The sequence below is a fragment of the Bradyrhizobium sp. HKCCYLRH3059 genome (assembly GCF_051168035.1).
Taxonomy (GTDB): Bacteria; Pseudomonadota; Alphaproteobacteria; order Rhizobiales; family Xanthobacteraceae; genus Bradyrhizobium.
Map to the genome: position 1 here is coordinate 371,879 of NZ_JBNPUF010000008.1, position 26,752 is coordinate 398,630.

Annotated in this window: 27 protein-coding genes; 16 read left to right on the forward strand and 11 right to left on the reverse strand. The window is 67.4% G+C overall.

From position 1 onward, the window contains the following. The first annotated feature begins 17 nt into the window (after positions 1-17). The gene (locus tag ACQR13_RS25825; RefSeq protein ID WP_315750405.1) at positions 18-434 is read left to right on the forward strand and encodes a 4-oxalocrotonate tautomerase; all 417 of its coding nucleotides are present in this window, start codon (positions 18-20) and stop codon (positions 432-434) included. A gap of 61 nt (positions 435-495) precedes the next feature. Here ACQR13_RS25825 and ACQR13_RS25830 read toward each other — a convergent pair whose 3' ends face one another. From ACQR13_RS25830 to petA, 5 genes are all read right to left on the reverse strand, one after another. Further along, positions 496-1,548 (reverse strand): hypothetical protein, encoded by a 1,053-nt coding sequence (locus tag ACQR13_RS25830; protein WP_315717280.1) that lies wholly within the window; start codon positions 1,546-1,548, stop codon positions 496-498. Positions 1,549-2,183: 635 nt separating this feature from the next. Continuing rightward, positions 2,184-2,858, reverse strand: a complete 675-nt coding sequence (locus ACQR13_RS25835) for a dienelactone hydrolase family protein (RefSeq protein ID WP_434863374.1) — start codon at positions 2,856-2,858, stop codon at positions 2,184-2,186. A gap of 193 nt (positions 2,859-3,051) precedes the next feature. Beyond that, positions 3,052-3,384, reverse strand: coding sequence for a YnfA family protein (locus ACQR13_RS25840; protein WP_316193426.1), 333 nt, complete (start codon positions 3,382-3,384; stop codon positions 3,052-3,054). A gap of 128 nt (positions 3,385-3,512) precedes the next feature. Beyond that, positions 3,513-5,585 carry a cytochrome c1 gene (locus ACQR13_RS25845; RefSeq protein WP_315717284.1) on the reverse strand — a complete coding sequence of 691 codons (2,073 nt, stop codon included), beginning with the start codon at positions 5,583-5,585 and terminating at the stop codon, positions 3,513-3,515. A 60-nt stretch (positions 5,586-5,645) separates the two neighbouring features. Further along, positions 5,646-6,176 (reverse strand): ubiquinol-cytochrome c reductase iron-sulfur subunit, encoded by a 531-nt coding sequence (gene petA / locus ACQR13_RS25850; protein WP_315717369.1) that lies wholly within the window; start codon positions 6,174-6,176, stop codon positions 5,646-5,648. A 280-nt stretch (positions 6,177-6,456) separates the two neighbouring features. Between petA and ACQR13_RS25855 the strand changes: the two genes are divergently transcribed. From ACQR13_RS25855 to ACQR13_RS25875, 5 genes are all read left to right on the forward strand, one after another. Beyond that, on the forward strand, positions 6,457-6,942 hold the full coding sequence (locus ACQR13_RS25855; RefSeq protein WP_316183790.1) for a tRNA (cytidine(34)-2'-O)-methyltransferase: 486 nt from the start codon (positions 6,457-6,459) through the stop codon (positions 6,940-6,942). Then, positions 6,939-7,571 carry a 7-carboxy-7-deazaguanine synthase gene (gene queE / locus ACQR13_RS25860; RefSeq protein ID WP_316193427.1) on the forward strand — a complete coding sequence of 211 codons (633 nt, stop codon included), beginning with the start codon at positions 6,939-6,941 and terminating at the stop codon, positions 7,569-7,571. The genes ACQR13_RS25855 and queE overlap by 4 nt, the downstream gene beginning before the upstream one ends. A gap of 17 nt (positions 7,572-7,588) precedes the next feature. Continuing rightward, complete coding sequence (locus ACQR13_RS25865; RefSeq protein WP_315750453.1) at positions 7,589-7,957, forward strand: 6-pyruvoyl trahydropterin synthase family protein; 369 nt, start codon at positions 7,589-7,591, stop codon at positions 7,955-7,957. 103 nt (positions 7,958-8,060) lie between these two features. Further along, a complete protein-coding gene (gene hemF, locus ACQR13_RS25870) occupies positions 8,061-8,948 on the forward strand; it encodes an oxygen-dependent coproporphyrinogen oxidase (RefSeq protein WP_315717287.1) in 888 nt (295 codons plus the stop codon). A 31-nt stretch (positions 8,949-8,979) separates the two neighbouring features. Then, positions 8,980-9,708: an HAD family hydrolase gene (locus ACQR13_RS25875; RefSeq protein WP_315826985.1), complete on the forward strand. Its 729-nt coding sequence runs from the start codon at positions 8,980-8,982 to the stop codon at positions 9,706-9,708. Between the two features lie 18 nt (positions 9,709-9,726). Here ACQR13_RS25875 and ACQR13_RS25880 read toward each other — a convergent pair whose 3' ends face one another. Continuing rightward, entirely contained in the window at positions 9,727-10,641 is a 915-nt protein-coding gene (locus tag ACQR13_RS25880; RefSeq protein ID WP_434863375.1) for a LysR substrate-binding domain-containing protein, read from the reverse strand. Between the two features lie 119 nt (positions 10,642-10,760). Between ACQR13_RS25880 and ACQR13_RS25885 the strand changes: the two genes are divergently transcribed. The 3 genes from ACQR13_RS25885 to ACQR13_RS25895 all read left to right on the forward strand — a co-directional run bounded on the left by ACQR13_RS25885 (position 10,761) and on the right by ACQR13_RS25895 (position 12,892). Then, positions 10,761-11,390 (forward strand): DsbA family protein, encoded by a 630-nt coding sequence (locus tag ACQR13_RS25885; RefSeq protein ID WP_315717290.1) that lies wholly within the window; start codon positions 10,761-10,763, stop codon positions 11,388-11,390. Positions 11,391-11,498: 108 nt separating this feature from the next. Beyond that, positions 11,499-12,398, forward strand: coding sequence for an MBL fold metallo-hydrolase (locus ACQR13_RS25890; protein WP_315717291.1), 900 nt, complete (start codon positions 11,499-11,501; stop codon positions 12,396-12,398). A gap of 86 nt (positions 12,399-12,484) precedes the next feature. Next, a complete protein-coding gene (locus tag ACQR13_RS25895) occupies positions 12,485-12,892 on the forward strand; it encodes a diguanylate cyclase (protein WP_434863376.1) in 408 nt (135 codons plus the stop codon). Positions 12,893-12,902: 10 nt separating this feature from the next. On the opposite strand, the gene ACQR13_RS25900 is transcribed toward ACQR13_RS25895, so the two are convergent. The 5 genes from ACQR13_RS25900 to ACQR13_RS25920 are packed head-to-tail and all read right to left on the reverse strand — an operon-like array spanning position 12,903 to position 16,453. Beyond that, positions 12,903-13,679 (reverse strand): TSUP family transporter, encoded by a 777-nt coding sequence (locus tag ACQR13_RS25900; protein WP_434863377.1) that lies wholly within the window; start codon positions 13,677-13,679, stop codon positions 12,903-12,905. Continuing rightward, entirely contained in the window at positions 13,676-14,926 is a 1,251-nt protein-coding gene (locus ACQR13_RS25905) for a CCA tRNA nucleotidyltransferase (protein ID WP_316187341.1), read from the reverse strand. The genes ACQR13_RS25900 and ACQR13_RS25905 overlap by 4 nt, the downstream gene beginning before the upstream one ends. Beyond that, positions 14,923-15,186 (reverse strand): DUF6111 family protein, encoded by a 264-nt coding sequence (locus ACQR13_RS25910; protein WP_315717295.1) that lies wholly within the window; start codon positions 15,184-15,186, stop codon positions 14,923-14,925. Before ACQR13_RS25910 ends, ACQR13_RS25905 begins: the two co-directional genes overlap by 4 nt. Beyond that, positions 15,183-15,842: a CoA pyrophosphatase gene (locus tag ACQR13_RS25915; RefSeq protein WP_409977949.1), complete on the reverse strand. Its 660-nt coding sequence runs from the start codon at positions 15,840-15,842 to the stop codon at positions 15,183-15,185. Before ACQR13_RS25915 ends, ACQR13_RS25910 begins: the two co-directional genes overlap by 4 nt. 8 nt (positions 15,843-15,850) lie before the next feature. Continuing rightward, positions 15,851-16,453, reverse strand: coding sequence for a DUF1285 domain-containing protein (locus tag ACQR13_RS25920; protein WP_315757019.1), 603 nt, complete (start codon positions 16,451-16,453; stop codon positions 15,851-15,853). 264 nt (positions 16,454-16,717) lie between these two features. Between ACQR13_RS25920 and ACQR13_RS25925 the strand changes: the two genes are divergently transcribed. From ACQR13_RS25925 to ACQR13_RS25955, 7 genes are all read left to right on the forward strand, one after another. Continuing rightward, positions 16,718-17,716, forward strand: coding sequence for an AAA family ATPase (locus ACQR13_RS25925; protein ID WP_315717298.1), 999 nt, complete (start codon positions 16,718-16,720; stop codon positions 17,714-17,716). Continuing rightward, positions 17,716-18,672 carry a DUF58 domain-containing protein gene (locus ACQR13_RS25930; RefSeq protein WP_434863378.1) on the forward strand — a complete coding sequence of 319 codons (957 nt, stop codon included), beginning with the start codon at positions 17,716-17,718 and terminating at the stop codon, positions 18,670-18,672. The genes ACQR13_RS25925 and ACQR13_RS25930 overlap by 1 nt, the downstream gene beginning before the upstream one ends. Beyond that, a complete protein-coding gene (locus ACQR13_RS25935) occupies positions 18,669-21,491 on the forward strand; it encodes a DUF4159 domain-containing protein (RefSeq protein WP_316193429.1) in 2,823 nt (940 codons plus the stop codon). The genes ACQR13_RS25930 and ACQR13_RS25935 overlap by 4 nt, the downstream gene beginning before the upstream one ends. A 2-nt stretch (positions 21,492-21,493) precedes the next feature. Then, positions 21,494-21,640, forward strand: coding sequence for a hypothetical protein (locus ACQR13_RS25940; protein ID WP_316175826.1), 147 nt, complete (start codon positions 21,494-21,496; stop codon positions 21,638-21,640). Continuing rightward, positions 21,637-23,700: a hypothetical protein gene (locus tag ACQR13_RS25945; RefSeq protein ID WP_434863379.1), complete on the forward strand. Its 2,064-nt coding sequence runs from the start codon at positions 21,637-21,639 to the stop codon at positions 23,698-23,700. Before ACQR13_RS25940 ends, ACQR13_RS25945 begins: the two co-directional genes overlap by 4 nt. 187 nt (positions 23,701-23,887) lie before the next feature. Further along, positions 23,888-24,259 carry a DUF2946 family protein gene (locus tag ACQR13_RS25950; protein WP_316201122.1) on the forward strand — a complete coding sequence of 124 codons (372 nt, stop codon included), beginning with the start codon at positions 23,888-23,890 and terminating at the stop codon, positions 24,257-24,259. A gap of 157 nt (positions 24,260-24,416) precedes the next feature. Further along, entirely contained in the window at positions 24,417-26,744 is a 2,328-nt protein-coding gene (locus ACQR13_RS25955) for a TonB-dependent receptor domain-containing protein (RefSeq protein WP_434841390.1), read from the forward strand. The last annotated feature ends 8 nt before the right edge of the window (positions 26,745-26,752 follow it).

The window sequence follows — 26,752 nt, forward strand, 5'->3', positions numbered from 1 at the left end:
CGAGCACAGGAGGAGTCATGCCGATCAGTCTCACACTCACCGAAGGCGTCATCGCTGCCGACCAGGCGCCGATCGCCGTTGCGCGGATCACGGAATCGTTCCTGAGACACCATGGTCTGGCGGGCAACAGGATCATGGCGGCGAACGTCACGGCCCATCTGAACATCCTGCCGAAGGGCCATACCTTCGCCGGCGGCACGCCGGTCGATGGCGCCTGGATCGAGACCAAGACGCCGTCATTCGCGCTCGCCAGTCACGAGGTCCAGACGGCGTTCTTCGGCGAAGCCACCGACATCCTGCATGACCTCTCCGGCGGGGCGCTTGCCAGGGACCGGATCTGGTCCAACGGCGTCCACGCCGTGGACGGCACCTGGAATCTCGACGGCAGGCCGATGACCAACGACGCGCTCGTGGGGGCCATCACCGCAGGATGACCACGGTCGTCACGGCCGCTACCGCATTGCGCGGCGGCGGCCGTGATTGAATGCCGACCGCTCACGTCCCCGGCTTCACCAGCCCCAGCTCGGCGAACTTCATCTCCGTCGCCACCACCGCGTTCTCATACACCTCGCCGCGCTCGACGAAGTAGTTGAAGTAGCCGGCCGGCGTCTCCGGCTGGATCTCGACCAGCTCCACGGTCTTGTATTTCGGATCGGTGATCACGCCGCTCGCGATCAGGTCGTTGATGCGCTTGAGCGCGTCGACCTCGGCCTTGTAGCCGACCGAGAACCACATCTCCGTGGTCCAGTCCTGCACCTCGAACCAGTTGGCCGGCGCCTGGCCCTGCCACCCCTCGGCGAGCGGGCGGACGGCAAAGACGCGGTCGAAACCGTGCAGCTCGGAGATGATGCTGGCGCGGTGATAAGCGCCGTCCATCTGTCCCTGGGGCAGCTTGGTGAAGCCGTAGAGCGACAGCCACAGCGCGGCCTTGACCGCCTCCGGCGTGATCGGGCGGATGGCGCGCTCGGCCAGCACCTCGGAGGCGTAGCGCAGGTCGCGCTTGGCCGCCGATTGCCGCGCCTTGACGGCATGGGCGTTGGGAACCGACTTCTCCGCCGGCAGCAGCGCCCGCGCCGCCTCGTTGCCGTAGAGATAGCCGGTGCCGGTCTCGGGATCATAGGTGTTGAACACGACGCCGACCGACGTGGCGTTGAGCGTCTCCGCCGCGTGCGCGAAGTCGGCCTCGCTCCGCACCGGGACATATTGCTGCGCCGGCCACAGCCGGTCGGCGAGGGCGTTGAACGGGCCGTCACGCCAATCCGGCCAGGAGACGAAGCGCGCCAGCGCCTCGGCATAGGCGGGACGAAACACCCCGGGATAGCCGAACATCACCGTGCGCAACTGCGACGCCGGATCCCGGTGGCGGTCGGAGGACATCAGCTCGTTGCGCAGATCGAGACCCTGAAGCCACGCCGACAGCACCAGGATCTGGCCGGACGTCGCGGTGACGAGATCCGGCGTCACGCCCCAGGCGCGGGCAGTGTCGAGGAAGCCGGCGCCATGGGCGTTCAAGCCGCCCAGCCCGGCCAGCGCAAAGGCCACTCGCACGGCTTTCTCCATCAGCAGAGGGACCGGAGAACGCTACCTCAGATTGTTTCGGCGACGCAACCGACGGCGAGACGCGGCGAATTCGAACATCGAACGAAGCGACGCGCTTCGAACATGATCAATGCTCAGATCTCCGCGGGATCCCGGTGATTCGCCGAAACGTGACGGCGCCAAGCGACGAAAAGCTGCAGCCGGCGGCTGTGTGGTGCCTCACAACCTCATGTTGCGCGCGTGCACGCCGCCTCGGGTATCGACCCATGATTGTCGCAACCCAAAAAAGTTACATAACTTGGCTGTGCGCGAGGGCAACACTGTTGTCTATCTGCAATAGTGTGGCAATGATTGGTTAACCATATTGAATTACCTTGGTTAACATGGCCCGCGGCAAACAGCCTTCAGTGTCGCATGCGCTCCCGAAGCAGCCGACGCTGCTCGATTGCTTCCTCGAAGCGCAGGCAAAGCGGACGAAGCGTCGACGGCGCTCCGCCGACGCAGTGACCAGCGCCGACCCCTTGGCTCCTTCAGACGACGCTCCGACTCTTGGTGAGGCCGAAGCGCCCTCGGCCGAAACCAAGACCGCCCGCGCGGTTTGAGTCCGCACGGCGCGGTTTGGAACCGACGCGCCGGCCCTCAGCTCAGCCGAGGTGCTTGTGGAAAAACGCCGTGGCGCGGCCCCAGGCGAGCTCGGCGGCCCTGCGATCGTGCACGGTCATGCGCTGCTCGTTTACGAAGGCATGCTCGGCATCGTAGCGATAGAGCTCGAGCGACTTGCCGGCGGCCTTCATCGCCTTCTCGAAGCCGTCCACCAGCGCCGGCGTGCACCAATCATCCTTGTTGGCAAAGTGGGCCTGCAGCGGGATCTTGACGTCGGCCGGCTTCGCCGCCTGCTCAGGCGGAATGCCGTAGAACACGACGCCGGCGGCGAGCTCGTCGATCTTGGTCGCGCCGATGATCGTCACCGCGCCACCGAGGCAGAAGCCGGTGAGGCCGACCTTGGCGCCGTTGCGCGCCAGAAATTGCGCGGCCCCGCGCACGGTCTGCGTGGTCGCGTCCATGAAGTCGAGCGAGTTCATCTCCCGGCCCGCCGCATCCGTATCGTGATAGGGCACCACCGTGCCCTTGTAGAGATCGGGCGCCAGCGCGTTGAAGCCGGCGAGCGCGAAACGATCGCACATCCCCTTGATCTGGTCCTGCAGGCCCCACCATTCCTGGATGACGACGACGCCCGGCGCATCGGCCTGCGCGGCCTTGGCGAGATAGCCCTTGGCCTCCTGGCCATCGGGGCGCTTGAAGCTGATCAGTGTGCCCATGTGTTCCTCCGCAGGTTTTGTTGGAAGCTGAGGAGCGGGGTTTACCGCAAATGCGCGTCCGGCGCGACGGGAGGCGATCGGGTTCGCTGCAACGTGAGAGGATTCGTAGCCCGGATGAGCGCAGCGACATCCGGGGTCCTCGCCGGCACTGTTGCGATCCAGGATGTCGCTGCGCTCATCCGGGCTACGGGCGCTAGACCGGCATCGCGCGCGGCGCGAACAGGATCACGGCCATGCCGGCGAGGCAGATCAGGGCGCCGGCGGCGTCCCACGGATCGGGGCGATGGCCCTCGACCAGCCAGCCCCATAGCAGCGCCGCGGTGATATAGATGCCGCCATAGGCGGCGTAGGCGCGGCCGGCGAGCGGGCTGTCGGCCACGGTGAGAAGCGTCGCGAAGCCGGCGAGCGCGACCATGCCGGGCAACAGCCATAGCGGCGACTGCCCGAGCCGCAGCCAAGCCCAGAACGCGAAGCAGCCGCCGATCTCCAGCACGGCGGCGCCGGCGAAGGCGAGAAGTGACGGCATGGGCGAACTCCGTTTTCCCGGCTGCGCCGCGGACAAGGCCTCCCCTGGCCCGAGCCCAACTAACACAGGGACAACAAAAAAGCCCCCGGAGGGGCTTTTCGTTTTCATCAGACGTTTCCGATCACCGCTCAATGCGCGGCGGCCCAGACCCGCTTCTTGGTGAAGTACATCAGGCCGGCGAAGATGATCAGGAAGATGAACACCTGATAGCCGAGGCGCTTGCGCGCTTCCATGTGCGGCTCGGCGGTCCACATCAGGAAGGTCGCGACGTCGTGGGCATACTGCTTCACGGTGGCCGGCGAGCCGTCGTCGAACGTCACCTGGCCGTCGGACAGCGGCGGCGGCATCTTGATCGCATGCCCGGGGAAGTACTTATTGTAGTACGAGCCGTCCGGAATGGTGACGCCGTGCGGCGGGGTTTCTTCATAGCCCTGCAGCAGCGCGTTGATGTAGTTCGGGCCCTGCTCCTGGAACTGGGTGAAGAAGTCGATCAGGAACCAGGGGAAGCCGCGCTTGTAGGAGCGCGCCTTGGCCATCAGCGACAGGTCCGGCGGGGCCGCGCCGCCATTGGCGGCCCGTGCGGCCTGCTCGTTCGGGAACGGCGACGGGAAGTAGTCGGCCGGCCGGCCCGGACGCTCGAACATCTCGCCGGCGTCGTTGGGACCGTCCTTGATCTTGTACTCGGCCGCGAAGGCGGCCGCCTGCGCCGGCGAGTAGCCCGGGCCGCCGGGCTCGGCGAGATTGCGGAACGCCACATATTGCAGCGAATGGCAGTTCGAGCAGACTTCCTTATAGACCTTGAGGCCGCGCTGCACGGCGCCGCGATCGAAGGTGCCGAACGGACCGGCAAACGACCACTTCGCCGAAGGCGGGTTCTCCTGGCCTTCGCTGGCACGGGCGTCGCCCATGCTGCCGGCGAGCAGCGACACCGCGGCGACCAGCGCGATCACGGTCGAGACCATCGGCGCCGCCTTGCGGCCGGACCTGGCCAGCACGTCGTCAGCGATCGAGTTCGGCAGCGGGCGCGGCCGCTCGATGCGCGCGAGCAGCGGCAGCACGATCAGGAAGTAGGCGAAGTACAGCACCGTCAGGATGCGGCCGAGCACGACATAGACACCCTCCGGCGGCTGCGCGCCGAGATAGCCGAGGCCGATGCAGACGACGACGAAGATCCAGAAGAACTGCTTGCCGAGCGGACGGTACTTGTTGGAGCGGGTCTTGGCCGAGTCGAGCCAGGGCAGGAACACCAGCACGATGATGGCCGCGAACATCGCGATCACGCCGGCGAGCTTGTTCGGGATCGAGCGCAGGATCGCGTAGAATGGCAGGTAGTACCATTCGGGCACGATGTGCGCCGGCGTCACCGCCGGGTTGGCCGGGATGTAGTTGTCGGCCTCGCCGAGATAGTTCGGCATGTAGAAGATGAACCAGGAATAGAAGATCAGGAAGCAGGCGACGCCGAAGAAGTCCTTGATCGTCGCGTAGGGCGTGAACGGCACCATGTCCTTCTCGGTCTTCGGCTCGACGCCGGCCGGGTTGTTCTGGCCAGTGACGTGCAGCGCCCAGACGTGCAGCACGACCACGCCGGCGATCAGGAACGGCAGCAAATAATGGAGCGCGAAGAAGCGGTTCAGCGTGGGATTACCGACGGAGTAGCCGCCCCACAGCAGGGTCACGATGCTCTCGCCGAAATACGGCACGGCCGAGAACAAATTGGTGATGACGGTCGCGCCCCAGAAGCTCATCTGGCCCCACGGCAGCACGTAGCCCATGAAGCCCGTCGCCATCATCAGGAGGTAGATGATGACGCCGAGGATCCAGAGCACCTCGCGCGGCGCCTTGTATGACCCGTAATACAGGCCGCGGAACATGTGGATGTAGACGGCGAGGAAGAACATCGACGCGCCGCAGGCATGCATGTTGCGCAGCAGCCAGCCGTAGTTCACGTCGCGGACGATCAGTTCGACCGACTTGAAGGCGAGGTCGGCATGCGGCGTGTAGTGCATCGCCAGGACGACGCCGGTCACGATCTGGATGCCGAGCATCATCGAGAGGATGGCGCCGAACGTCCACCAATAGTTCAGGTTCCGCGGCGTCGGGTAGGCAATGAAGGACGAGTGGACCAGGCCGATGATCGGAAGTCGTTGCTCGAGCCACTTCAAGGCGGGGTGGCTCGGCTGGTAGTCAGAAGGTCCACTCATGATGCGTTCCTGAAGAAATTATCTTGCACGATCGAGCGTGAGCTCAAGACGAACGTCTGCTCAGCCGATCTGGATCTTGGTGTCGGAAACGAACTGATAGGGCGGGACGGGAAGATTGAGCGGCGCCGGCCCCTGGCGGACGCGACCGGAGGCGTCGTACTGCGAGCCGTGGCACGGGCAGAAGAAGCCGTCGTAATTGCCTTCATGGGCGATCGGGATGCAGCCGAGATGGGTGCAGATGCCGATCACGACCAGCCACTGCTCGTGGCCGTCCTTGGTGCGGGACTGGTCGGTCGCCGGATCCGGCAGGCTCGACACCGGCACCGCGCGAACCTCCTCGACCTGCTTCTTGGTGCGGTGGGAGATGTAGATCGGCTTGCCGCGCCAGAACACCTTGATGTCCTGTCCTTCGGCGACGGGCGCGAGATCGACCTCGATCGGCGCACCGGCCGCGATGGTCGAGGCATCGGGATTCATCTGGGAGATGAAGGGCCACAGGGCGGCCACAGCACCGACAGCCGCGGTAGCGCCCGTGGCGACGAAAAGAAAATCCCGGCGTGTCGGATGATCCGCAGTAGACGCTGTCACGATTCCAACCCTTTCTTCGTTGCAGCCGGTGGAACCGCCCCGCTCGACGTCTTACGATCTCGACCTTGGAGATCACGTGACCGGGAGATCCTGCCGGCGCCCGCGTCCCCCGCGGCGGCAGAAAACGGCTCGCTCCACCGCCCCTGGGGAACAAGCCGTCCAGAATCGTTCTATTGGCACCCTTGCGATACGAGCGCAAGCCCGCTATCGGCCCTGCAGCACGCCATGCACCAATTCCCGCTTCGGAAGCGGACTTTCCGCCTCAGTCCTAAGACCAATTCGCATGCAGATCGCGCTCTATCAGCCCGACATTCCGCAGAACACCGGAACGATTCTGCGCCTGTGCGCCTGCCTCGGGCTCGCGGCCCACATCATCGAACCGGCGGGCTTTCCTGTGTCCGACCGGCAGTTCCGCCGCGCCGGCATGGACTATCTGGACCAACTGAATTGGCGGCGGCACGATTCCTGGAGCGCGTTCGAGGCCTGGCGGTCCGCAGAGGGCCATCGCCTGCTGCTGCTGACGACCAGGGCCGCGACCTGCTATCTCGACTTCAGCTACGGCGCGGACGACATCCTGCTGCTCGGGCGCGAGAGCGCCGGCGTGCCGGACGGCGTGGCGGCGGTCGCCGATGCGCGGCTGCGGATTCCGCTGCAGCCGGGGCTGCGCTCGCTGAACGTGGCGATGGCCGCGGCGATGGCCGCCGGCGAGGCGCTGCGCCAGACCGGACAATTCGTCCAATTGCAATCCGCACAAGGAGCCGGAGGGTGAGCTACGCGGTGAAGGAAATCTTCATGACCCTGCAGGGCGAAGGCGCCCAGGCGGGCCGCGCTGCCGTGTTCTGCCGCTTCGCCGGCTGTAACCTGTGGAGCGGCCGCGAGGCCGATCGCGCAACCGCGACGTGCCGGTTCTGTGACACCGACTTCGTCGGCACCGACGGCACGCTGGGCGGCCGTTATGAGACCGCCGCAGCGCTGGCCGAGGCCATCGGCGGGCAATGGACAGGCGGGGCCGCCGACCGCTATACGATCCTCACCGGCGGGGAGCCGCTGCTGCAGGTCGATGCCGACCTGATCGAGGCGCTCCACGCCCGCGGCTTCGCGGTCGGGGTCGAAACCAACGGCACGCTCATTCCGCCCGACGGGATCGACTGGATCTGCGTCAGCCCGAAGGCCGGCGCCGAGCTGAAGCTGCGGCAGGGCCACGAGCTGAAGCTGGTCTACCCGCAACACGGGGCCGAGCCGGAGACGTTCGCGGGGCTTGCCTTCGAGCGCTTCTCGCTGCAGCCGATGGACGGGCCCGAAGCGGCCGCGAACACGGCGCGCGCCATTGATTACTGCCAGCATCATCCGGAATGGCGGCTCAGTCTGCAGACGCACAAGATGATCGGCATCAGGTAGGGATTGTGACTGACACGATGTGGGAATTGACCAAGTCGTTCACCTTCGAGGCCGCGCATACGCTGCCGATCACGACGCTCGGCGAAGCCAGCCAGGAGATCCATGGCCACTCCTTCCGCGCCGAGGTGACGGTGCGCGGCGATGCGACCCATCCCGAGACCGGCATGGTGGTGGATTTCGGCGTGCTGACGCAGCGGCTGAGCGAGATCCAGGCCATGCTCGACCACAAGTTCCTGAACAAGATCGAGGCGATCGGGCTGCCGACGCTCGAGAACCTGTCGCGCTTCATCTATGAGCGCGTCCGCTCGATCGGCCATGTCACCAAGGTCAGCGTCCACCGCGACAGCTGCCGCGAGACCTGCACCTATTTCGGTCCGCAGGGCTGATCGATTGTGGTAGGACCGAACCGTAGCGACAACAGCGCTGTCACCTCCGGCTGTCATGGACGCTTGACGGCAGGGTGAGCGCCAATGTGCCAGGGGAACGTCCATGACCACCGCCGCCATCGAGGATCGCAAGGCCCGCGCCCGCGCCTGGTTCGAGAGCCTGCGCGACCAGATCTGCGCGGCGTTCGAGCGGCTCGAGGACGAGGCGCCGGCTGACCTTTATCCGCGCACACCGAGCCGGTTCGTCCGAACGCCGTGGGAGCGCACCGACCATGCCGGCGGCCCGGGCGGCGGCGGCGTCATGAGCATGATGCACGGCCGGCTGTTCGAGAAGGTCGGCGTGCACTGCTCGACCGTGCATGGCGAGTTCGCCCCGGAATTCCGCAGCCAGATTCCCGGCGCCTCGGAAGACCCGCGGTTCTGGGCCTCGGGCATCTCGCTGATCGCGCATCTGTGGTCGCCGCACGTGCCGGCGGTGCACATGAACACGCGCTTCGTCGTCACGACGAAAGCCTGGTTCGGCGGCGGCGCCGACCTGACGCCGGTGCTGGACCGCCGCCGCACCCAGGAGGACGCGGATACGCTGGCCTTCCACGCCGCCATGAAGGGCGCCTGCGACGCCCATGCCGCGGTGGCCTCGTACGACAAGTACAAGCGCTGGTGCGACGAGTACTTCTATCTGCCGCACCGCAAGGAGCCGCGCGGCATCGGCGGCATCTTCTACGACCATCACGATTCCGGCGACTGGGAGGCCGACCTCGCCTTCACCCAGGATGTTGGCCGCGCCTTCCTGAAGGTCTATCCCGAGCTTGTCCGGAGCAATTTCAGCAGCCCCTGGACCGCCGCCGACCGCGAGGAGCAGCTCATCCGCCGCGGCCGCTACGTCGAATTCAACCTGCTTTACGACCGCGGCACCACATTTGGGCTTAAAACCGGCGGCAATGTCGACAGCATTCTGTCCTCGATGCCGCCCGAGGTGAAATGGCCCTGAAACTCGATTTGTTGAACCGCGTAGATTGATCATGACCGCCGCCCTGCCCCGCGCCATGCTGATCGACATGGACGACACCATCCTGTCGGCCTATGGCCGTCCCGAGATCGCCTGGAATATCGTCGCCACCGAGTTTGCCGACGAACTCGCGCCGCATACGCCGCAGGCGGTGGCCGCCGCGATCCTGGCCTCGGCACGCAGCTTCTGGTCGGTCGCCGGCGCCGAATGGCGGATGAAGCTGATCCAGGCGCGGCAGGAGGTGGTGAAGGACGGCTTCGCGGCGTTGACCGCCGCAGGCCCGGCGCTGCCGATCGAGCTTGCGATCCGCATCGCCGACCGCTTCACCGCCTATCGCGACGAGCAGATGTTCATCTTTCCCGGCGCGCACGAGGCGATCGACGCATTCAAGGCGCGCGGCGTCAGGCTGGCGCTCGTCACCAACGGCGAGGCCGGCCAGCAGCGCGCCAAGATCGAGCGCTTCGCGCTGGCGCACCGCTTCGACCACATCCAGATCGAGGGCGAGCACGGCTTCGGCAAGCCCGAGGAGCGCGCCTATTGGCACGCGATGGAGCGGCTCGGCGTCGGCCCGGAAGACACCTGGATGATCGGCGACAATCTCGAATGGGAGATCGTCGCGCCGCAGCGGCTCGGCATCTATTCGATCTGGATCGACGTCCATGGCGACGGCCTGCCGGAAGGCACCGACGTCAAGCCCGACCGCATCATCCGCTCGTTGACCGAGCTGGTGCCGGCGGGCTAGGCCCGCGCGGCGCCGGCGTCACTTCGCGCGCCGCGGACCTCCGGCGACTGCGCGCTTGTGCGCCTCCATCAGCATCGCCACGAAGGCCGTCACCTTCGGTGGACGAAAGCGCGCCGCTGGGAACACGGCGTGGATGCCTCCGGACGGCAGTGTCCAGGACGGCAGGATGGCCACGAGGCGGCCGGCCGCGAGATCGTCCCTGATCAGGAAATCGGGCAGCACCGCCAGGCCGCCGCCGGCCAGCGTCGCGGCGAGCACCGCCGGCGTGGTGTTGATGGTAAGCGTCTGGCTCATCTCGACGCTCTCGCGCTCGACGTCGCCTTTCATGAACTGCCAAGTGAGCGGCTCCCTCAGCGCGGCATTCGCAATGAACGGCAACGCGGCGAGGTCGCGCGGATGCGCGACGCGCCTGACCACGTTCGGCGCGGCCACCAGCAGCTGCCGGAAGCTGCCGACCCGGCGGGTCTGCAGGGCGGAATCGTCGAGCCATCCCACGCGGATCGAGAGATCGATCTGGCTGGCGACGAGGTCGATCTTGCTGTCGGCGAGGATCAGCTCGACCCGGCAGGCCGGATAGGTCCGCGAGAACTCGGTTGCGATCGCGGCGAGCGTGCAGGTGCCGTAGTCGTTCGGCGCGGCGATGCGCAACAGTCCCATCGGCTCGGCGTTGCTCTGCGCCAGCTCGGCCAATGCGCTCTCGGCCTCGCGCAGGATGGCAGCACAGCGGGCATGCAGCAGGCGACCGGCTTCCGTCGGCTCGACCCTGCGCGTGGTCCGCACCAGCAGGTCGGTCCTGAGCTCGCGCTCGAGCTGGGCGACCTGCTGGCTGACCACGGCTTTGGTGATCCCGAGCCGATCGGCCGCGCGGGTAAAGGACGCTGCGTCCACCACGGCCGCGAAATAGACGAGGCGGTTGAGATTGATCGCCTCCATGCCGGCGGCTCCTTCTATTGTCCATTAACAGCATACAGTCTGTCTCATTATGCTGTATTTATGGACAAACGAGAACCCGCTATCTCGGCGCCATGCCGCTCCAAGACAGGGTTCCGGAAATGCGACTGACCTATCTGTTCGACCCGCTCTGCGGATGGTGCTACGGCGCCGGCCCGGCGGTCGAGACGCTCGCCGCCCACGACGCCATCACGCTCGAGCTGCTGCCCACTGGCCTGTTCGCCGGCCGTGGCGCCGGCAGGATGGATGCGCAATTCTCCGAATATGCCTGGAGCAACGACCAGCGCATCGCCAAGCAGACCGGCCAGCGTTTCACCGACGCGTACCGCACCCGCATTCTCGGCGCGGGCGGCGCCTTCGATTCGACAGCCGCATCGCTCGGCCTGACGGCGGTCCACGTCACCGACCCCGGCCGTGAGCTCACGGTCCTCAAGGAGCTGCAGCTTGCGCGCTACGTACACGGGCAGGACATCGTGAGCGTCGCGGGCGTCGGCGAAGTCCTTCGAGCGCTGGGCCTTGCGAGCGCCGCCGAGCGGATGCTGGCCCGGGATCACGCGCTGGTCGAGGCCTATGGCCGCCGGCTCCAGACCGCGCATAGCTTGATGCGACGCTACGGCTTGTCCGGTGTCCCGGCCCTGCTGGCGGGTGACGGCGAGCGGCAGAGGCCGCTGCCGGGCAACGCCTTGTACGAACCGCTCGACGGCCTGCTCGCACAACTCGGAGCAGCCTGAGCCGCTCCGTACTCGATGCCTGGCACAATCCACCCAGCCGTCGCACACGGCCGGAGCGCCGCCTGCTGCCCGGCCTCATCGTTTTATCACTCCAAGGAAGAGACTGACATGCCGACACGGAGACAGATCATGACGACAGCGATTGCAGGGACCGCCGCAGCCATTCTCGGTGCATCGGACAGCGGCCGTGCCGCTGGCAGCAAGCTGGTCTGGACACACTTTCCCGCCGGCCCGAACGGCTTCTTCCGCGCGCCCGTGCTGCTGAGGGGCCCCACCGAAGCACTGCTGATCGACGGTGGCTTCAACTATCCGGACGGCCGCGCGGTGGCGGCCGCAATCAAGGCGAGCGGCAAGACGCTGACGGCCATCTACATCAGCCAGTCGGACCCGGACTACTACTTCAGCCTCAAGCCGATCCGCGAGGCCTTTCCCGGCGTGAAGGTGATCGCCGCCACGGCGACCATCGAGGCGATCAAGGGCAATGTCGAGAAGAAGCTCGCCGTCTGGGGCCCGCAGCTGAAGGAGAACGGCCCGCAGACGATGGCCGACATCGTTCTGCCCGAACCGTTCGATGGCCCGTCGCTGTCGGTCGATGGAGAGACGATCGAGATCGTCGCCGCCGAGGGGCTGGCCAATCGGCGCTATCTCTGGGTGCCCTCGCTCGCAGCCGTATTCGGCGGCGTCATGATCTTCTCGGGTGTCCATGTCTGGACGGCCGACACCCAGAGCAAGGAGCAGCGCGCAGCCTGGATCGCGACCCTCGACAAGATCGCTGCACGCGCTCCGACGGTGGTGGTCGCCGGCCATGCCGTGGCGGACGCCGCCACCGACCTGTCGGGTGTTCGGCACACCAAGTCCTATCTCATCGCGTTCGAGGAGGAGCTCGCCAAGGCCAAGGACGCCGCAGCCCTGAAGGCCGCAATGGAGGCGAAGTTCCCCGGCCTCGGCATGGGCGTGGCCCTCGACATCGGCGCCAAGGTGGCGAAGGGCGAGATGAAGTGGGGCTGATGCAGGCCGCGGCCACATCAGGCTGACATGACAGAAGCGCCGGCCCGTCAGGACCGGCGCTTCGGCCTTTCGTGGATGGCCGCGTCGTGCCTCAGGCCGGGCGCTCGGCGACGTTGGGACGCCATTTGATCAGGCGGCTCTCGACGAGGTCGAGCAGCGCGTCGATGCGCGCGGAGGAGCTGCGCGCCCGCGTCGAGGCGCTCAACATCAGCTATGGCGTGGGCATGCTGCCGCGGGTGACGATCTCGGTCGGCGTCGCCGCCTATCCCGAGGCCGGCCTCGATCTGACGGAGATCCTGCGCGTCGCCGACGGCGCGCTGTACCGTGCCAAGCACAAGGGCCGCAACCGTGTCGAGCTCGCCTCCGGCCGCATGGTGCCGCCGCTCGACGAGGTGACGAACCGGGCCGTCGCCGCGCTCGATGCCATCGTGGCACGCGCCGAGACCGGCACCATCACGCCATCCGATCGGGACACGGACCAGCAGGTGGCTTGACGCCGGAAGGCTACGCCGCCGGCAGCAGATGCCGCACCGCCGGTGCGATCATCACGCCGCCGCCGGTGATGACGGCGGCGTCGAGGATGGCGGCGTGGATGTGCACCGGCATGCGGGCGACGAAGGCCTTGGCGAGGAACGCGCCGGGCACCGCGACCGCGCCGATCAGCAGTGCGAACGCCAGGACCTGCACGGTGACCACGCCGGCCAAACCAAACACCGAGATCTTGATGACACCCGTGGCCACCGAGATCATCGCGTCGGTAGCGATGACCGCGGCGCCTTCGAGTCCGGCGGCCATCAGCAGCGACAGCAGGATCACGCCGGAGCCGGAGGTGCCGCCGACCAGCACGCCATAGCCCACGGCGCCGGCAGCAAGCCCGCCATTGCCGATCCTGACCTCGCGCTTGCGCAGGATCCGCCGCAGCGGAACGCTCATGATGAGCATGGTGCCGATCACGAACGCCGCGCCGGCATTGGTCAGCCGCGTGTAGCCGTAGGCGCCGAGCGCCGTCGTGAGCGCGGCTGCCGCGATGACGATTCCGGCGCGCGTACGGTCGGCATGGCTGATATAGGCGACGACGCGGCTGAGATTGGTGAGGATCGCCGAGATCGCGATGATCGGCACGACCGGCTCGGCCCCGACCATCGGCACCAGCACGAGCGGCATGAGAGCGCCGGTGCCGTAGCCGGCGAGACCACCGATGATCGAAGCGAACAGAGCGACGGCAGCGACGAGCAGGAGTTGCAGGAGCGAGATGTCGGCAAAGCCCGCCAGAAAATTCATGAACGTCCGTCGCGGTTGACGCGCGCCGCCGCCTGATCGGCGATCGCGTTCAGCGATGCCTCGTCGAGCGGGAAGTCCGCGGCTAACCAGGCATCCTCTGCGAGGGTGAGCACATGACCGAGAAGCGGCCCTTCCGCAACCCCGCGCGCGATGAAATCGGCCGCCTTCAACGGCAATTTCGGCGGCGTGAAGCGCTGCGGCAACAGCGCACGCTCGCGCCAGCGCCGGTCGTCGCGATCGCGCGCCCGCGCCCAGCCGAGCATCAGGCGGTCGCGATAGACGGTCTCGCCGAGACGATACAGCAGACGCCGGACTCGCGCCTCGTCGGCGGAAGCGAACCGCCACCAGCGATGGCCCATGCCGTCGAGCGCCTTGGTCTCGGCGTTGGAGAGCTTCAGCCTGACGCCGAGACGGCGCGCATCCTCGGTCACGGCGACCGCGAGCGCCGCGAGACGGCGGACCGGGCTCGGCGAAAGCTCCAGCTCGCGCTCGATGCCGATCATCGCGGCGAACGGACCGAGATAGGCGACGCCGCCGAGGATCGCCGTCAGCAACCCGCCATCCGCCATCGCCGTGACCGCGCCGACCGCGCCGTCGGTGACGAGCAGCTTCAGCATCTCCATGCGCACGCGCTCGGCTGACAGCGTGGCGAGCCCGGCACGGCCGGCGATGCAGGCCTGATAGCCCTCGCAATCGGGGGCGCCGTGACCGAACGCCGAATGGATGCGGAAGAAGCGCAGGATGCGCAGATAGTCCTCGGCGATGCGCTGGGCGGGGTCGCCGATGAAGCGCACGCGGCGCTGGGCGATGTCGGCGAGGCCGCCGACGTGATCATGCACCACGCCGTCCGGCCCGACGGAGAGCGCATTGATGGTGAAGTCGCGCCGGTGCGCGTCGCCGACCCAGTCGCGGCCGAACTCGACCTTGGCCTTGCGGCCGAAGGTCTCGGTGTCCTCGCGCAGGGTCGTGACCTCGAACGGATGGCCGTCCAGCACCAGCGTCACGGTGCCGTGGTCGATGCCGGTCGGCACGCTCTTGATCGACGCCGCCTTGGCACGCCGGAGCACCTCCGCCGGCAGCGCCGTGGTCGCGATGTCGATGTCGCCGATGGCGATGCCGAGCAACGCATTGCGCACGGCGCCGCCGACCACCCGTGCTTCCTCGCCATCGCAATTGAGCAGCGCGAGCACGCGCGCGGCGGGACCGGACGAGAGCCAGGGCGCGTGCAGCACCCGCGCGTCGATCATTTCTCGACCCCTGGAACGAGCCTGCCGTTCTCGACATGAGCGGGGACGTAGGTCGAACGCGGCGGCGCGCCGGAGAACTCGGCGAGCAGGACCAGACTTGCAATCACCAGCACCAGCGCCGCCACCGTCAATTTTGTGGTCAGATGAAAGGGCCAGTTGGCCGGCACCAACAGCCCCGATTTGGTCGCGAGCAAGAACAACACATAAACCGCAAAAGGAATGAGGAAAATTCCGATTTCCGTCAACACGCCACGGATCATGGCCGACCGATCCGCTCGTACAACACCCGAAGGATGCCCGCTGTCGCGCCCCATATGTAGCGCTCGGCGAACGGCATCGCGTAATATGAGCGCTCCATGCCGCGAAACTCCTTGGAATGCAGCTGGTGATTGGCGGGGTCCATCAGGAAGGCCAGCGGCACCTCGAAGGCGTCGTCGACCTCGCCCTCGTTGATCTTGAGCGTGAATCCCGGCCGCACCCGCGCCACCGTGGGCAGGATGCGGAAGCCGAAGGCGGTGCCGTAGACGTCGAGATAGCCGATCGGGTCGACGAAGCTGCGGTCGAGCCCGATCTCCTCTTCGGCTTCGCGCAGAGCGGCATCGAGCGGAGAGGCATCGGTGACGTCGATCTTGCCGCCGGGAAAGGCGATCTGTCCGGCATGGCTCGAGAGGTTCGGCGAGCGCTGGGTCAGGAGGACGGTCGGCTCGGGGTGGTCGACCACCGGGATCAGCACCGCCGCGGGGCGGATCGGCTGCTCGCGGGAGATGATCTCGAGCATGCGGTCGGTGCCGGAATCTCCACTGGCCGGAATGACGTCCGGATCCAGCAGGGCCTGCGGAACATCGAAGCGCAGCCGCGCGCGGCCCCGCGCGAAGAAATCGGCCGAACTGAGTTCAGCGGTCCTGTTCCTCACCATGGGCTGGTTCAAAGCGCCGCCCTCACCTCTTCTGCGTCGGCCATGGGGAAGAACGCGCCGCCCGACCCCACGCCGAACATCACACGACCATCGATCATCCGCTCCTCACCCATGTCAACAAGCTCGTAGTACAGCGCCCGCGTCACCTTGGCCCAAAGATCGGCTCGCACATGCAGATAGGGCGTCAGGCCGCCGCTCTCGCCGGGCTCGAAGCGCAGCCGGTGCTCGGCATCGCACGCGACCCAGTCGTCGACATTGGTGCGGAAATGCAGCAGCGGCCCGCGCGCATCGCTCTCCGTCCGCATTTCTACGGCCGTGAAGGGGGCATCATCGACGCGGATGCCGACCTTCTCCACCGGCGTGACCAGAAAATAGCGGTCACCCTCGCGCTTGAGGATCGTTGAGAACAGCCGCACCAGCGCCGGCCGCCCGATTGGCGTGCCCATGTAGTACCAGCTACCATCACCGGCGATTCGCATGTCGAGATCGCCGCAGAATGGCGGATTCCACAAATGCACCGGCGGCAGCCCCTTTGCCGATGTGCCAGCCTGCGTTGCCGCCGACGTCAGCCGATCGAGTCCGTTGTCGGTGGTCTGCCCTTGCTTCGCCATGGTTTGCCTTGAGTTTGCGTCCACCTTGGCACGATTGGTGCAAGATTCCATCGCCGTCGTCTGTGCAAAAGTTCCTGGCGGCCCTGCAGGTCATGTAAGGTCGCCATAACGTGATGCCGTCAATACCCCGTAATGCCGATAATATGGGGATAGTTTAACTCAACGAATACAGCGCCTTCGCATAGGTTGGCATCCGCTTCCCGGCAAACTGGAGCGGAACGTCCGTCCGAAAGTTCAAGATGCGGGGCAGAAGGAGCGACGGAAATGGCTGAGAGTGCCGAGAAGCTCGAGGATGCGATCGTCCGGTCGGCCGAACAGGTCTCCGGCCAGATCCGAGCGGCAAAGGATGCGATCTCCGGCGTCATCTTCGGCCAGGACCGCGTGGTGGAAAACACGTTGGTGACCATCCTGTCCGGCGGCCACGCGCTGCTGATCGGCGTCCCCGGCCTCGCCAAGACCAAGCTGGTCGAGACCTTGGGCGTGACGCTCGGCCTCGATGCGAAGCGCATCCAGTTCACGCCGGACCTGATGCCGTCGGACATTCTGGGCGCTGAGGTGCTGGACGAAAGCGCCGGCGGCAAGCGCTCGTTCCGCTTCATCGCCGGCCCGGTGTTTGCGCAACTCCTGATGGCCGACGAGATCAACCGCGCCAGCCCGCGCACGCAGTCGGCGCTGCTGCAAGCCATGCAGGAGCAGCACATCACGGTTGCAGGCGCCCGCCATGACCTGCCGAAGCCCTTCCACGTGCTCGCGACCCAGAATCCGCTGGAGCAGGAAGGAACCTATCCGCTTCCCGAGGCTCAGCTCGACCGCTTCCTGATGGAGATCGACGTCGACTATCCGGATCGCGATGCCGAGCGCCGCATCCTGTTCGAGACCACCGGCGCCGAGGAGAGTGCCGCCAAGGGCGCGATGACGGCCGATGCGTTGATCGCGGCCCAGCGCCTGGTGCGGCGGCTGCCGGTCGGCGATTCCGTGGTCGAGGCGATCCTGTCGCTGGTGCGCTCGGCGCGTCCCGGTCCCGAGGCTGGAGAGGCCGGCAAGCTGATCGCCTGGGGCCCCGGTCCCCGCGCCAGCCAGTCGCTGATGCTCGCGGTGCGCGCCCGCGCGCTGCTCGACGGCCGGCTCGCGCCCTCGATCGACGACGTGCTCGATCTCGCCGAGCCCGTGCTCAAGCACCGCATGGCGCTGACCTTCCCGGCGCGCGCCGAGGGACGCACCATTCCGGACGTGATCCGGCAACTGAAGAGCCGGATTGGCTGATGGCCGCAGCGACAGGGCACGCCGACAAGGAGATTCTCGCGATACGGCGTGCCGATGGCGAAAGCCGGACGCTGGCATCGTCGCTGCCGCGGCTGGTGCTGGAAGCCCGGCAGATTGCCGCCAACGTCATTCATGGCCTGCATGGAAGGCGCCGCGCCGGCTCCGGCGAAAGCTTCTGGCAGTACCGCCGCTTCGTCTCCGGTGAGCCGTCGCAGCGCGTCGACTGGCGCCGCTCCGCGCGCGATGACCATCTCTATGTCCGCGAGCAGGAATGGGAGGCCGCGCACACGGTGTGGATCTGGCCGGACCGCTCGCCGTCGATGGCCTTCGCGTCGAAGGGCGCGCGCGACAGCAAGCTCGAGCGCGCCCTGATCGTGACCTTCGCCCTGGCCGAGTTGCTGGTCGCCGGCGGCGAACGCGTCGGCATTCCCGGCCTGATCAATCCGACCGGAAGCCGCAACGTGATCGACCGCATCGCGCAGGCGATGCTGCATGACGAAGCTGTCAGGCCGAGCCTGCCGCCGTCCTTCGTCCCCTCGGCGCTCGCCGAGATCGTCGTGCTGTCGGATTTCTGGTCGCCGATCTCCGAGATCAGCACCATGCTGGCCGGCCTGTCCGCGTCCGGTGCACACGGCACGATGGTGCAGGTGGTCGATCCGGCCGAGGAGACCTTCCCCTATTCGGGCCGCGTCGAGTTCGTCGAGCCGGAAGGCGGCGAGGTGATCACGGCCGGCCGCGCCGAGAGCTGGGCGCAGGACTACGTCGCCCGCGTGGCGCTGCATCGCGACCAGATCCGCGCCGAGACTGGCAGGCTCGACTGGCTGTTCACAACCCACACCACCAGCCGCTCGGCCGCCGAGCTGCTGCTGTTCCTGCATGCCGGCATGACCACGGCCAAAGGTAGCGCGCGCAGCGGTGTCAAAGTGGGCGCTGGCCCCGGAGGGCTCGGCGCATGATGGGCCTGCCGCTGTCGTTCGCCGAACCGCTGCTGCTGACCGGTCTCGTCAGCCTGCCGGTGCTGTGGTGGCTGCTGCGGGTGATGCCGCCGCGGCCGCGCCGCATCGAGTTTCCGCCGACCCGGCTGTTGTTCGACATCACACCCAAGGAAGAGACGCCGTCGCGCTCGCCCTGGTGGCTCACCCTGCTGCGGCTGGTGGCGGCGGCGCTGGTGATCTTCGCCGCAGCCGGTCCGATCTGGAATCCGCGCACCGAAGCCGTCGGCAGCAAGGCGCCGCTGGTGCTGCTACTCGACGACAGTTGGAGCGCGGCCGCAAGCTGGGACACGCGCATCAGGGCCGCCGACGAGATCATCGCCAACGCCGATGCCGACCGCCGCGGCGTCGCGCTGCTGCCGCTGTCGGAGCCCGCGCGTGACCTCACCTTGATGCCGGCCGGTGCTGCGCGCGTCGCGCTGCGCCAGATCGCGCCCAAGGCCTACACGACCGAGCGCGCCGATGCGCTGCCGCAGCTCGATCGCTTCCTGAAAGCGACCGGCGATGCCGAGATCATGTGGTTCTCCGACGGCGTCGATCCCGGCCGCGGCAGCGAGTTCGTGGGGGGTCTCGCCAAGACGATCGGCGACCGCAGCCTGACCGTGTTCGAAGGCGGCACGCCCTCGCCGCTGGCGCTCGCCGGCGCCGAGAACGCGGCCGCCAAGATGACGGTGAAGGTGCTGCGGGCGGATCTCTCCGTTCCGGGCGGCATCGTGCGCGCGCTCGATGCCAAGGGCTCGCCGCTCGGCGAGGCACAGTTCAGCTTTGCCGCCGGCGCGCACGACGCCGAGGCGAGCTTCGACCTGCCGGTCGAGCTGCGCAACGACATCACCCGGCTCGAGATTGCGGGCGAGCGCTCGGCCGGCGCCGTGCAGTTGCTCGACAAGCGCTGGCGCCGCCGCGCCGTCGGCATCGTCTCCGGCGCCACCAGCGACACCGCGCAGCCGCTGCTCGCACCGACCTTCTATCTCACCCGCGCGCTGTCGCCATTCGCCGATCTCAGGCTGGGCGATCGCGGCGCCCCGCAGCAGGTCATCACGCAGTTCCTCGACCAGAAGGTGCCGATGATCGTGATGGCCGACGTCGGCACGCTGTCGCCGGAGCTGCGCGACCGTCTCAACGGCTGGATCGAGAATGGCGGCGTGCTGGTGCGCTTCGCCGGCCCGCGCTTGGCGCAGGGCGACGACGACCTCGTGCCAGTGAAGCTGCGCCGCGGCGGCCGCACCCTGGGCGGCAGCCTGACATGGGAGAAGCCGCAGCACCTGGCCGCGTTCGCCGCCGACGGCCCGTTCGCCGGCATCACTGTCCCGAAGGACGTCACCGTCAACCGCCAGGTTCTCGCCGAGCCCGACGCCGTGCTGGCGACCAAGAGCTGGGCGTCGCTGGAGGACGGCACGCCGCTCGTCACTGGTGAGCATCGCGGCAAAGGCCTGATCGCGCTGTTCCACGTCAGCGCCGACATGCGCTGGTCCGATCTGCCGATGTCCGGCGCCATGGTCGAGATGCTCCGCCGCATCGTCGACATGTCCGGCTACACCTCGACGCCGGGCCCAGGTCCCGCGGGTGAGACCGCCAAGGCCACGCTGGCGCCGCTGCACATCCTCGACGGCTTCGGCGCCTTCGGACCGCCGCCTTCGACCGCCAAGCCGCTACCGGCCGATTTCAACGACCGGGCTTCGCTGGATCATCCGCCCGGATTCTATGGCCCAGCCGAGGGACCTACCGCAGTGAACACGCTCAGCCCCGCCGATCGCATTCTGCAGCTCGACACGGCAGCGCTGCGCGCCAACCGCGCCAGCTACACCACCGCCGAGCCGCGCGATCTCCGGGGCATCCTGCTGTCGACCGCACTGCTGCTGTTCCTGATCGACGCCGTCATTGTCGCCCTGCTCGGCGGCGTGCTGGCCGCGTTGGCAAGACGACGGCGTGCGGCCCCCGCGGCCATCGCGCTTGCGGTGCTGGCAACCGGCGCCCTGCTCGCGGTCGCGATGCCGGCGCCCGCACGCGCCGACGCCGCCAGCGATGATTTCGCGATGCGCGCAGTGTCACAGACGCGGCTTGCCTATGTCGTGACCGGCAATGCCGACGTCGATTCCATCGTCAAGGCCGGGCTGACCGGGCTGACCTTGTTCCTGGCGCAGCGGACCGCGCTTGAAGCCGGCGATCCCGTCGGCGTCGATCCCGCCCATGACGAGCTTGCCTTCTTCCCGCTGATCTACTGGCCGATCGTGCCGGGCGTGCCGAAGCCGCCGCAGGACGCGATCAACAAGATCGACGCCTACATGAAGCAGGGCGGCACGGTGATCTTCGATACCCGCGACGCCGTCGAGGCTCCTCCGGGCGAGAACGGCGCGCAGCAGACCCCGGGCATGCAGTCGCTGCGCGAGATCCTGTCGTCGCTCGATGTGCCCGAGCTCGAGCCGGTGCCGCGCGAGCACGTGCTGACCAAGACGTTCTACCTGCTGCGCGACTTCCCCGGCCGCTTCACCGCGGGCCAGACCTGGGTCGAGGCGCTGCCGAAAGATGAGGACGAGGACAGCGCCTCCCGTCCGGCGCGTGGCGGCGACGGTGTCTCACCGATCATCATCACCTCCAACGATCTCGCCGGCGCCTGGGCCATCCGCCCCGACGGCCAGGCCATGCTGCCGATGGTTCCCGGCGAGCCGCGGCAGCGCGAATTCGCCTTCCGCGCCGGCGTCAACATCGTGATGTACACGCTGACCGGCAACTACAAGGCCGACCAGGTGCACGCGCCGGCGCTGATCGAACGGCTCGGGCAGTGACAATGCGCGTCGTCGCTCTCGATATCGCAACAACAATGGTTGTCATGGCCGGGCTTGACCCGGCGATCCACGAGCAGCGACGCACGCTGCGCGACGTGGATGCCCGGCACGAGCCCGGGCATGACGACAACTGCGAGTTTGCCTCATGAACTACGGCATCGCGTTCACACCTCTGGTTCCGCCGATCGTGCTGTGGCTTGCGATCGGCGCAATCGTCGTCATCGCCGCGCTCCTGTTGCTCGGCCGCTCGCGTTCGGCCTGGATCCGCGTCACCGCGCTGGCTTTGATCGCGCTCGCGCTGGCCAATCCGCAGTTCACGCGCGAGGACCGCGAGCCGCTGAGCTCGGTCGCCGCCGTCGTGGTCGACAAGAGCCCGAGCCAGAATTTCGGTGACCGCAACAAGCAGACCCAGGCGGCCCAGGAGTCGCTGGTCGACAGCTTGAAGAAGATCAAGGGCCTCGAGGTCCGCGTCGTCGATGCCGGCCAGGCCGACGGCGAGACCGACGGCACGCATCTGTTCAGCGCGCTGACCTCGGCGCTGTCGGACGTCCCCGTCGATCGGGTCGCGGGCGCCTTCGTGATCACCGACGGCCGCGTCCACGACATTCCCGGCAACGTGGCCGCACTCGGCTTCCAGGCTCCGCTGCAGGCCCTGATCACGGGCCAGAAGGCCGAGCGCGACCGCCGCATCGCGATCACCGCCGCGCCGCGCTTCGGCATCGTCGGCCAGCCGCAGACCATCAGCTTCCGGCTCGACGACCAGGGCGTCAGCGGCGCCAGCGCGAAGGTCGTGATCCGCCGCGACGGCGAGGTCATCAGCGAGCGCACCTTGACCAGCGGCCAGGCCGCCAATGTCGACGTCGACGTCAAGCACGAAGGCCAGAACATCGTCGAGATCGAAGCCTCGCCGCTCGACAACGAGCTGACCCTCGTCAACAACCGCGCGGTGGTCTCGATCGATGGCGTCCGCGACAAGCTGCGCGTGCTCTTGGTGTCGGGCGAGCCGCATTCGGGCGAGCGGACCTGGCGCAACCTGTTGAAGTCGGACGCCAGCATCGATCTCGTCCACTTCACGATCCTGCGGCCGCCGGAGAAGCAGGACGGAACCCCGATCAACGAGCTGTCGCTGATCGCTTTTCCGACCCGCGAGCTGTTCCAGCAGAAGATCAACGAATTCCAGCTGATCATCTTCGACCGCTATGCCCGCCAGGGCGTGTTGCCGATCGCCTATTTCGACAACATCGCGCGCTATGTCAGGAATGGCGGCGCGGTGCTGGTCTCGGCCGGCCCGGACTACGCCTCCAACACCAGCATCTGGCGCACACCGCTCGACTCGGTGCTGCCCGCCGAACCGGTCGGCGTCACCGAGAAGCCGTTCTATGCGCATCTATCCGACGCCGGCAAACGCCATCCGGTGACGCGCGGCCTCGAAGGCTCGGGCTCTGAGCCGCCGCACTGGAGCCGCTTCTTCCGCACCGTGGAGACGCGCAATGCGGTCAGTCCGCCGGTCATGACCGGCGCCGACGGCAAGCCGCTGCTGCTGCTGTCGCGCTTCGGCGCCGGCCGCGTCGCGCTGCTGCTGTCCGACCACATCTGGCTGTGGGCACGCGGCTACGAGGGCGGCGGACCGCATCTCGACCTGCTCCGGCGCATGTCGCACTGGCTGATGCAGCAGCCGGATCTCGACGAGGAAGCGCTGCGGCTACAGATTCAAGGCAAGGATCTCGCCGTCATCCGGCAGACGATGGGCGACAGCGTCCCGCCGGTGACCGTGACCTCGCCGTCGGGCCAGACGCGTGAGCTCACTCTGAGCCAGGGCGATCCCGGCGAATGGCGCGCGACCCTTCCCGCCAACGAGCTCGGCCTGTGGCAGGCGACCGACGGCACCTTGAAGGCGCTGATCAATGTCGGCCCGACCAATCCCAAGGAATTCTCGGAGGTCACCTCGACCACCGAAACCCTGAAGCCGCTGGCACAGGCGACGGGCGGCGATGCCCGCCGCATCGGCGACGGCTCGGGCATCGACATGCCGCGCATCGTCCCGGTGAGGTCATCGACCTTGTTCAGCGGCGACGGCTGGATGGGCGTGCGCATGCGCGATGCCAGCGTGGTCAAGGGCGTCGGCGTGCTGCCGATGTTCGCCGGCGTGGTCGGCCTCTTGCTGCTGCTCGGCGCGCTCGCCGCGACCTGGGTGCGCGAGGGACGCTGACACGAAGACACAAGCACGCACCACCGCGACGCGCCACGTGGCGCGAAGGGCACAGCGACGGGGATTCCGACCACCGTTGCAGTGCACTGATTGACAGCTGTGAAGCTCCCTTGCGATGTTATATTGTAACAAAGGCTGAGCCTCTCAGCCGAACGGGGTGGCCTATTCATATGAGCCAGAGCTGGCGATGAGCTGGTTTCGCGCGAACATCAAGGATGTCTCGCGGCTCGCGCTGCTGGCGCTGGTGCTGCAATTCGCGCTCGCCTTCGGCCATGTGCATTGGCTCGCCGGACAAGCCCGGGACGGCGGCGGCATCTCCATCGCCGAGCGGCACACTGGTCCCTCTCCCGCTGACCAAGATCCCGATCAACAGCCGTCGCCGGATGGCTGTGCCATCTGCGCCGTCACGGCGATGGCGCAGTCGATCCTGCTGTCACCGGCGCCAGTTCTGACGCCTCCTGAAGCGGTCGCATTCCGTCTGCCCGATGCGATCACCGCCACTGTCGCGGCTGTCGTCGTCGACACCGCCTTCCAGCCGCGCGCTCCTCCCACCGCCTGATCTGAGCTGCTCGAAACGCTGCCCTGCGCGCGAGCGCACGGCGGCCGCGTGAAGGAATGGTCCGTCGCACGACGACGGCAGGCGCATCCCGCCGGCAACGAAAGACGTGGGACGCCTGATCAGGATCAGGAAGTGAAAGATGTTGTCGAGAGCCTTGATGTCGGGCTGCAGCGCCGCAGCCATGTTGTGCGCTTTGGGTGCGCCCGCGCGCGCTGACGATCCTGCGAAGCCGGCGGCCGAACTGCCCGAGGTCACAGTGACCGCACCGAGCCCGATCCGTGCCCGCAAGCCGGTGGTGCCGCGGCCCAATCCCGCCCCGCGCGTGGCCCGGAGCGGCCCACACACGCCGGCGCCCGCGCGCGAGGCACAGACCGCGCCGCCCCCGCCGCAACAGGGCGTGCTGCCTGTCGTCACCGACCAGTTCGCGACCGTCACCGTGGTGCCGAACGAGGAACTGCGCCGCTCCGGCGCCGCCACGCTCGGCGACCTTCTCAATTCGAAACCCGGCATCACCGGATCGAGCTTCGCGCCGGGCGCATCGAGCCGGCCGATCATTCGCGGCCTCGACGTCAACCGCGTCGGCATCGTCGAGAACGGGCTCGGCGGCGGCGGCGCCTCGGATCTCGGCGAGGACCATTTCGTGCCGATCGATCCGCTCACCAGCGACCAGATCGAGGTGGTCCGCGGCCCCGCGGCGCTACGCTACGGCTCGACCTCGATCGGCGGCGTCGTCAGCGCCACCAACAACCGCATTCCGCAGGCCCTGCCGACCTGTTCGACCGCGCCGTTCCAGACCTATGGCCTGCCGGCGAGCGCTCCGGCCGCGGGCAGCGCGCCCTGCGTTACCGCGGAAACGCGCAGCTCGTTCAGCTCGGTCGACCGCGGCGTCGAGGGCGGCGTGCTGCTCGATGCCGGCGGCGGCAATTTCGCGCTTCATGCCGATGCCTACGGCCGCAAGACCGGCGACTACTCCATTCCCGGCTATCCCTATCTGTTCGACCAGACCCGCCCGGTGAACGGCCGACAACCGAACTCCGCCGCGCAGAACGATGGCGCCTCGATCGGCGGCAGCTACTTCTTCTCAGGCGGCTTCGTCGGCGCCGCGATCACGCAGACCGATGCGCTCTACCACATCCCCGGCATTGGCGGCGCCGACAGCCGGACCCGGATCGATGCGCACCAGACCAAGATCACCGCGAAGGGCGAGTATCGCCCGGACTCCGCGGCAATCGACGCGATCCGGTTCTGGGCCGGCGCGACAGACTATCGGCACAATGAGCTCGGCCTTGCAGCCGTCACCGACCCGACCACCGATGGCGTGCGCCAGACCTTCACCAATCGCGAGCAGGAAGCGCGCGTCGAGATGCAGATGATGCCCGTCAATCTGCGCTTCGCCACCCTGACGACCGCCTATGGCGTGCAGGCCGGGCACCAGGAGCTGAATGCGCCGAGCCCCGACAATCCCGGCTCGGTGTTCAACGGCCTGTTCGGCCCCAACACCAACAACCGCGTCGCCGGCTATGTCTTCAACGAGTTCGCCTTCTCGCCCTCGACCAAGGCGCAGGTCGCCGGCCGGATCGAGCACATCGCGCTGAACGGCTCCACGCCGAACTTCCCGGTCGACTATCTGCCGGACGGCACGCCGCAGGCCAACATCGCCCGAAATCCGTCATACACGCCGAAGAGCGCGAGCGTCGGCCTGTTGCAGAACCTGCCGGGCGATCTGGTGGCGAGCGTGACCGCGCAATATGTCGAGCGCGCGCCGAAGCCAGCCGAGCTGTTCTCGCGCGGCGGCCATGATGCGACCGCAACCTTCGACATCGGCAATCCGAACCTGACCATCGAAACCGCCAAGACCGTCGAGGCCGGGCTGCGCAAGGCCACCGGCCCGTTCCGCTTCGAAGCCACGGCCTACTACACGCAGTTCAGCAACTTCATCTATCGCCGGCTGACCGGCGTGATGTGCGGCGACGATTTTGCCTCCTGCGGCACCACCGGCACCGAGCTGAATCAGGCGGTCTACTCGCAGCGCAACGCGCTGTTCCGCGGCTTCGAGTTCCAGAGCCAATTCGATGTTGCTCCGCTCGGCAGCGGCATCTGGGGCATCGAGAACCAGTTCGACGTCGCCCGCGCCACCTTCGCGGACGGCACCAACGTGCCGCGGATTCCGCCGATGCGCGTCGGCGGCGGCCTGTTCTGGCGCGATGCCAACTGGCTGACCCGCATCAACCTGCTGCACGCCTTCGCGCAGAACGACATCGCGCCGATCGCGGAGACTCCGACGCCGGGCTACAACCTGCTCAAGGCGGAGGTCAGCTACCGGACCAAACTCGATGCGAACATGTTCGGCGCGCGCGAGATGCTGGTCGGCCTCGTCGGCAACAATCTGCTCAACGAGAAGATCCGTAATTCCGTGTCCTACACCAAGGACGAGGTGCTGCTGCCCGGCATCGGCGTGCGGATCTTTGCCAACCTCAAATTCTGATTCGAGGA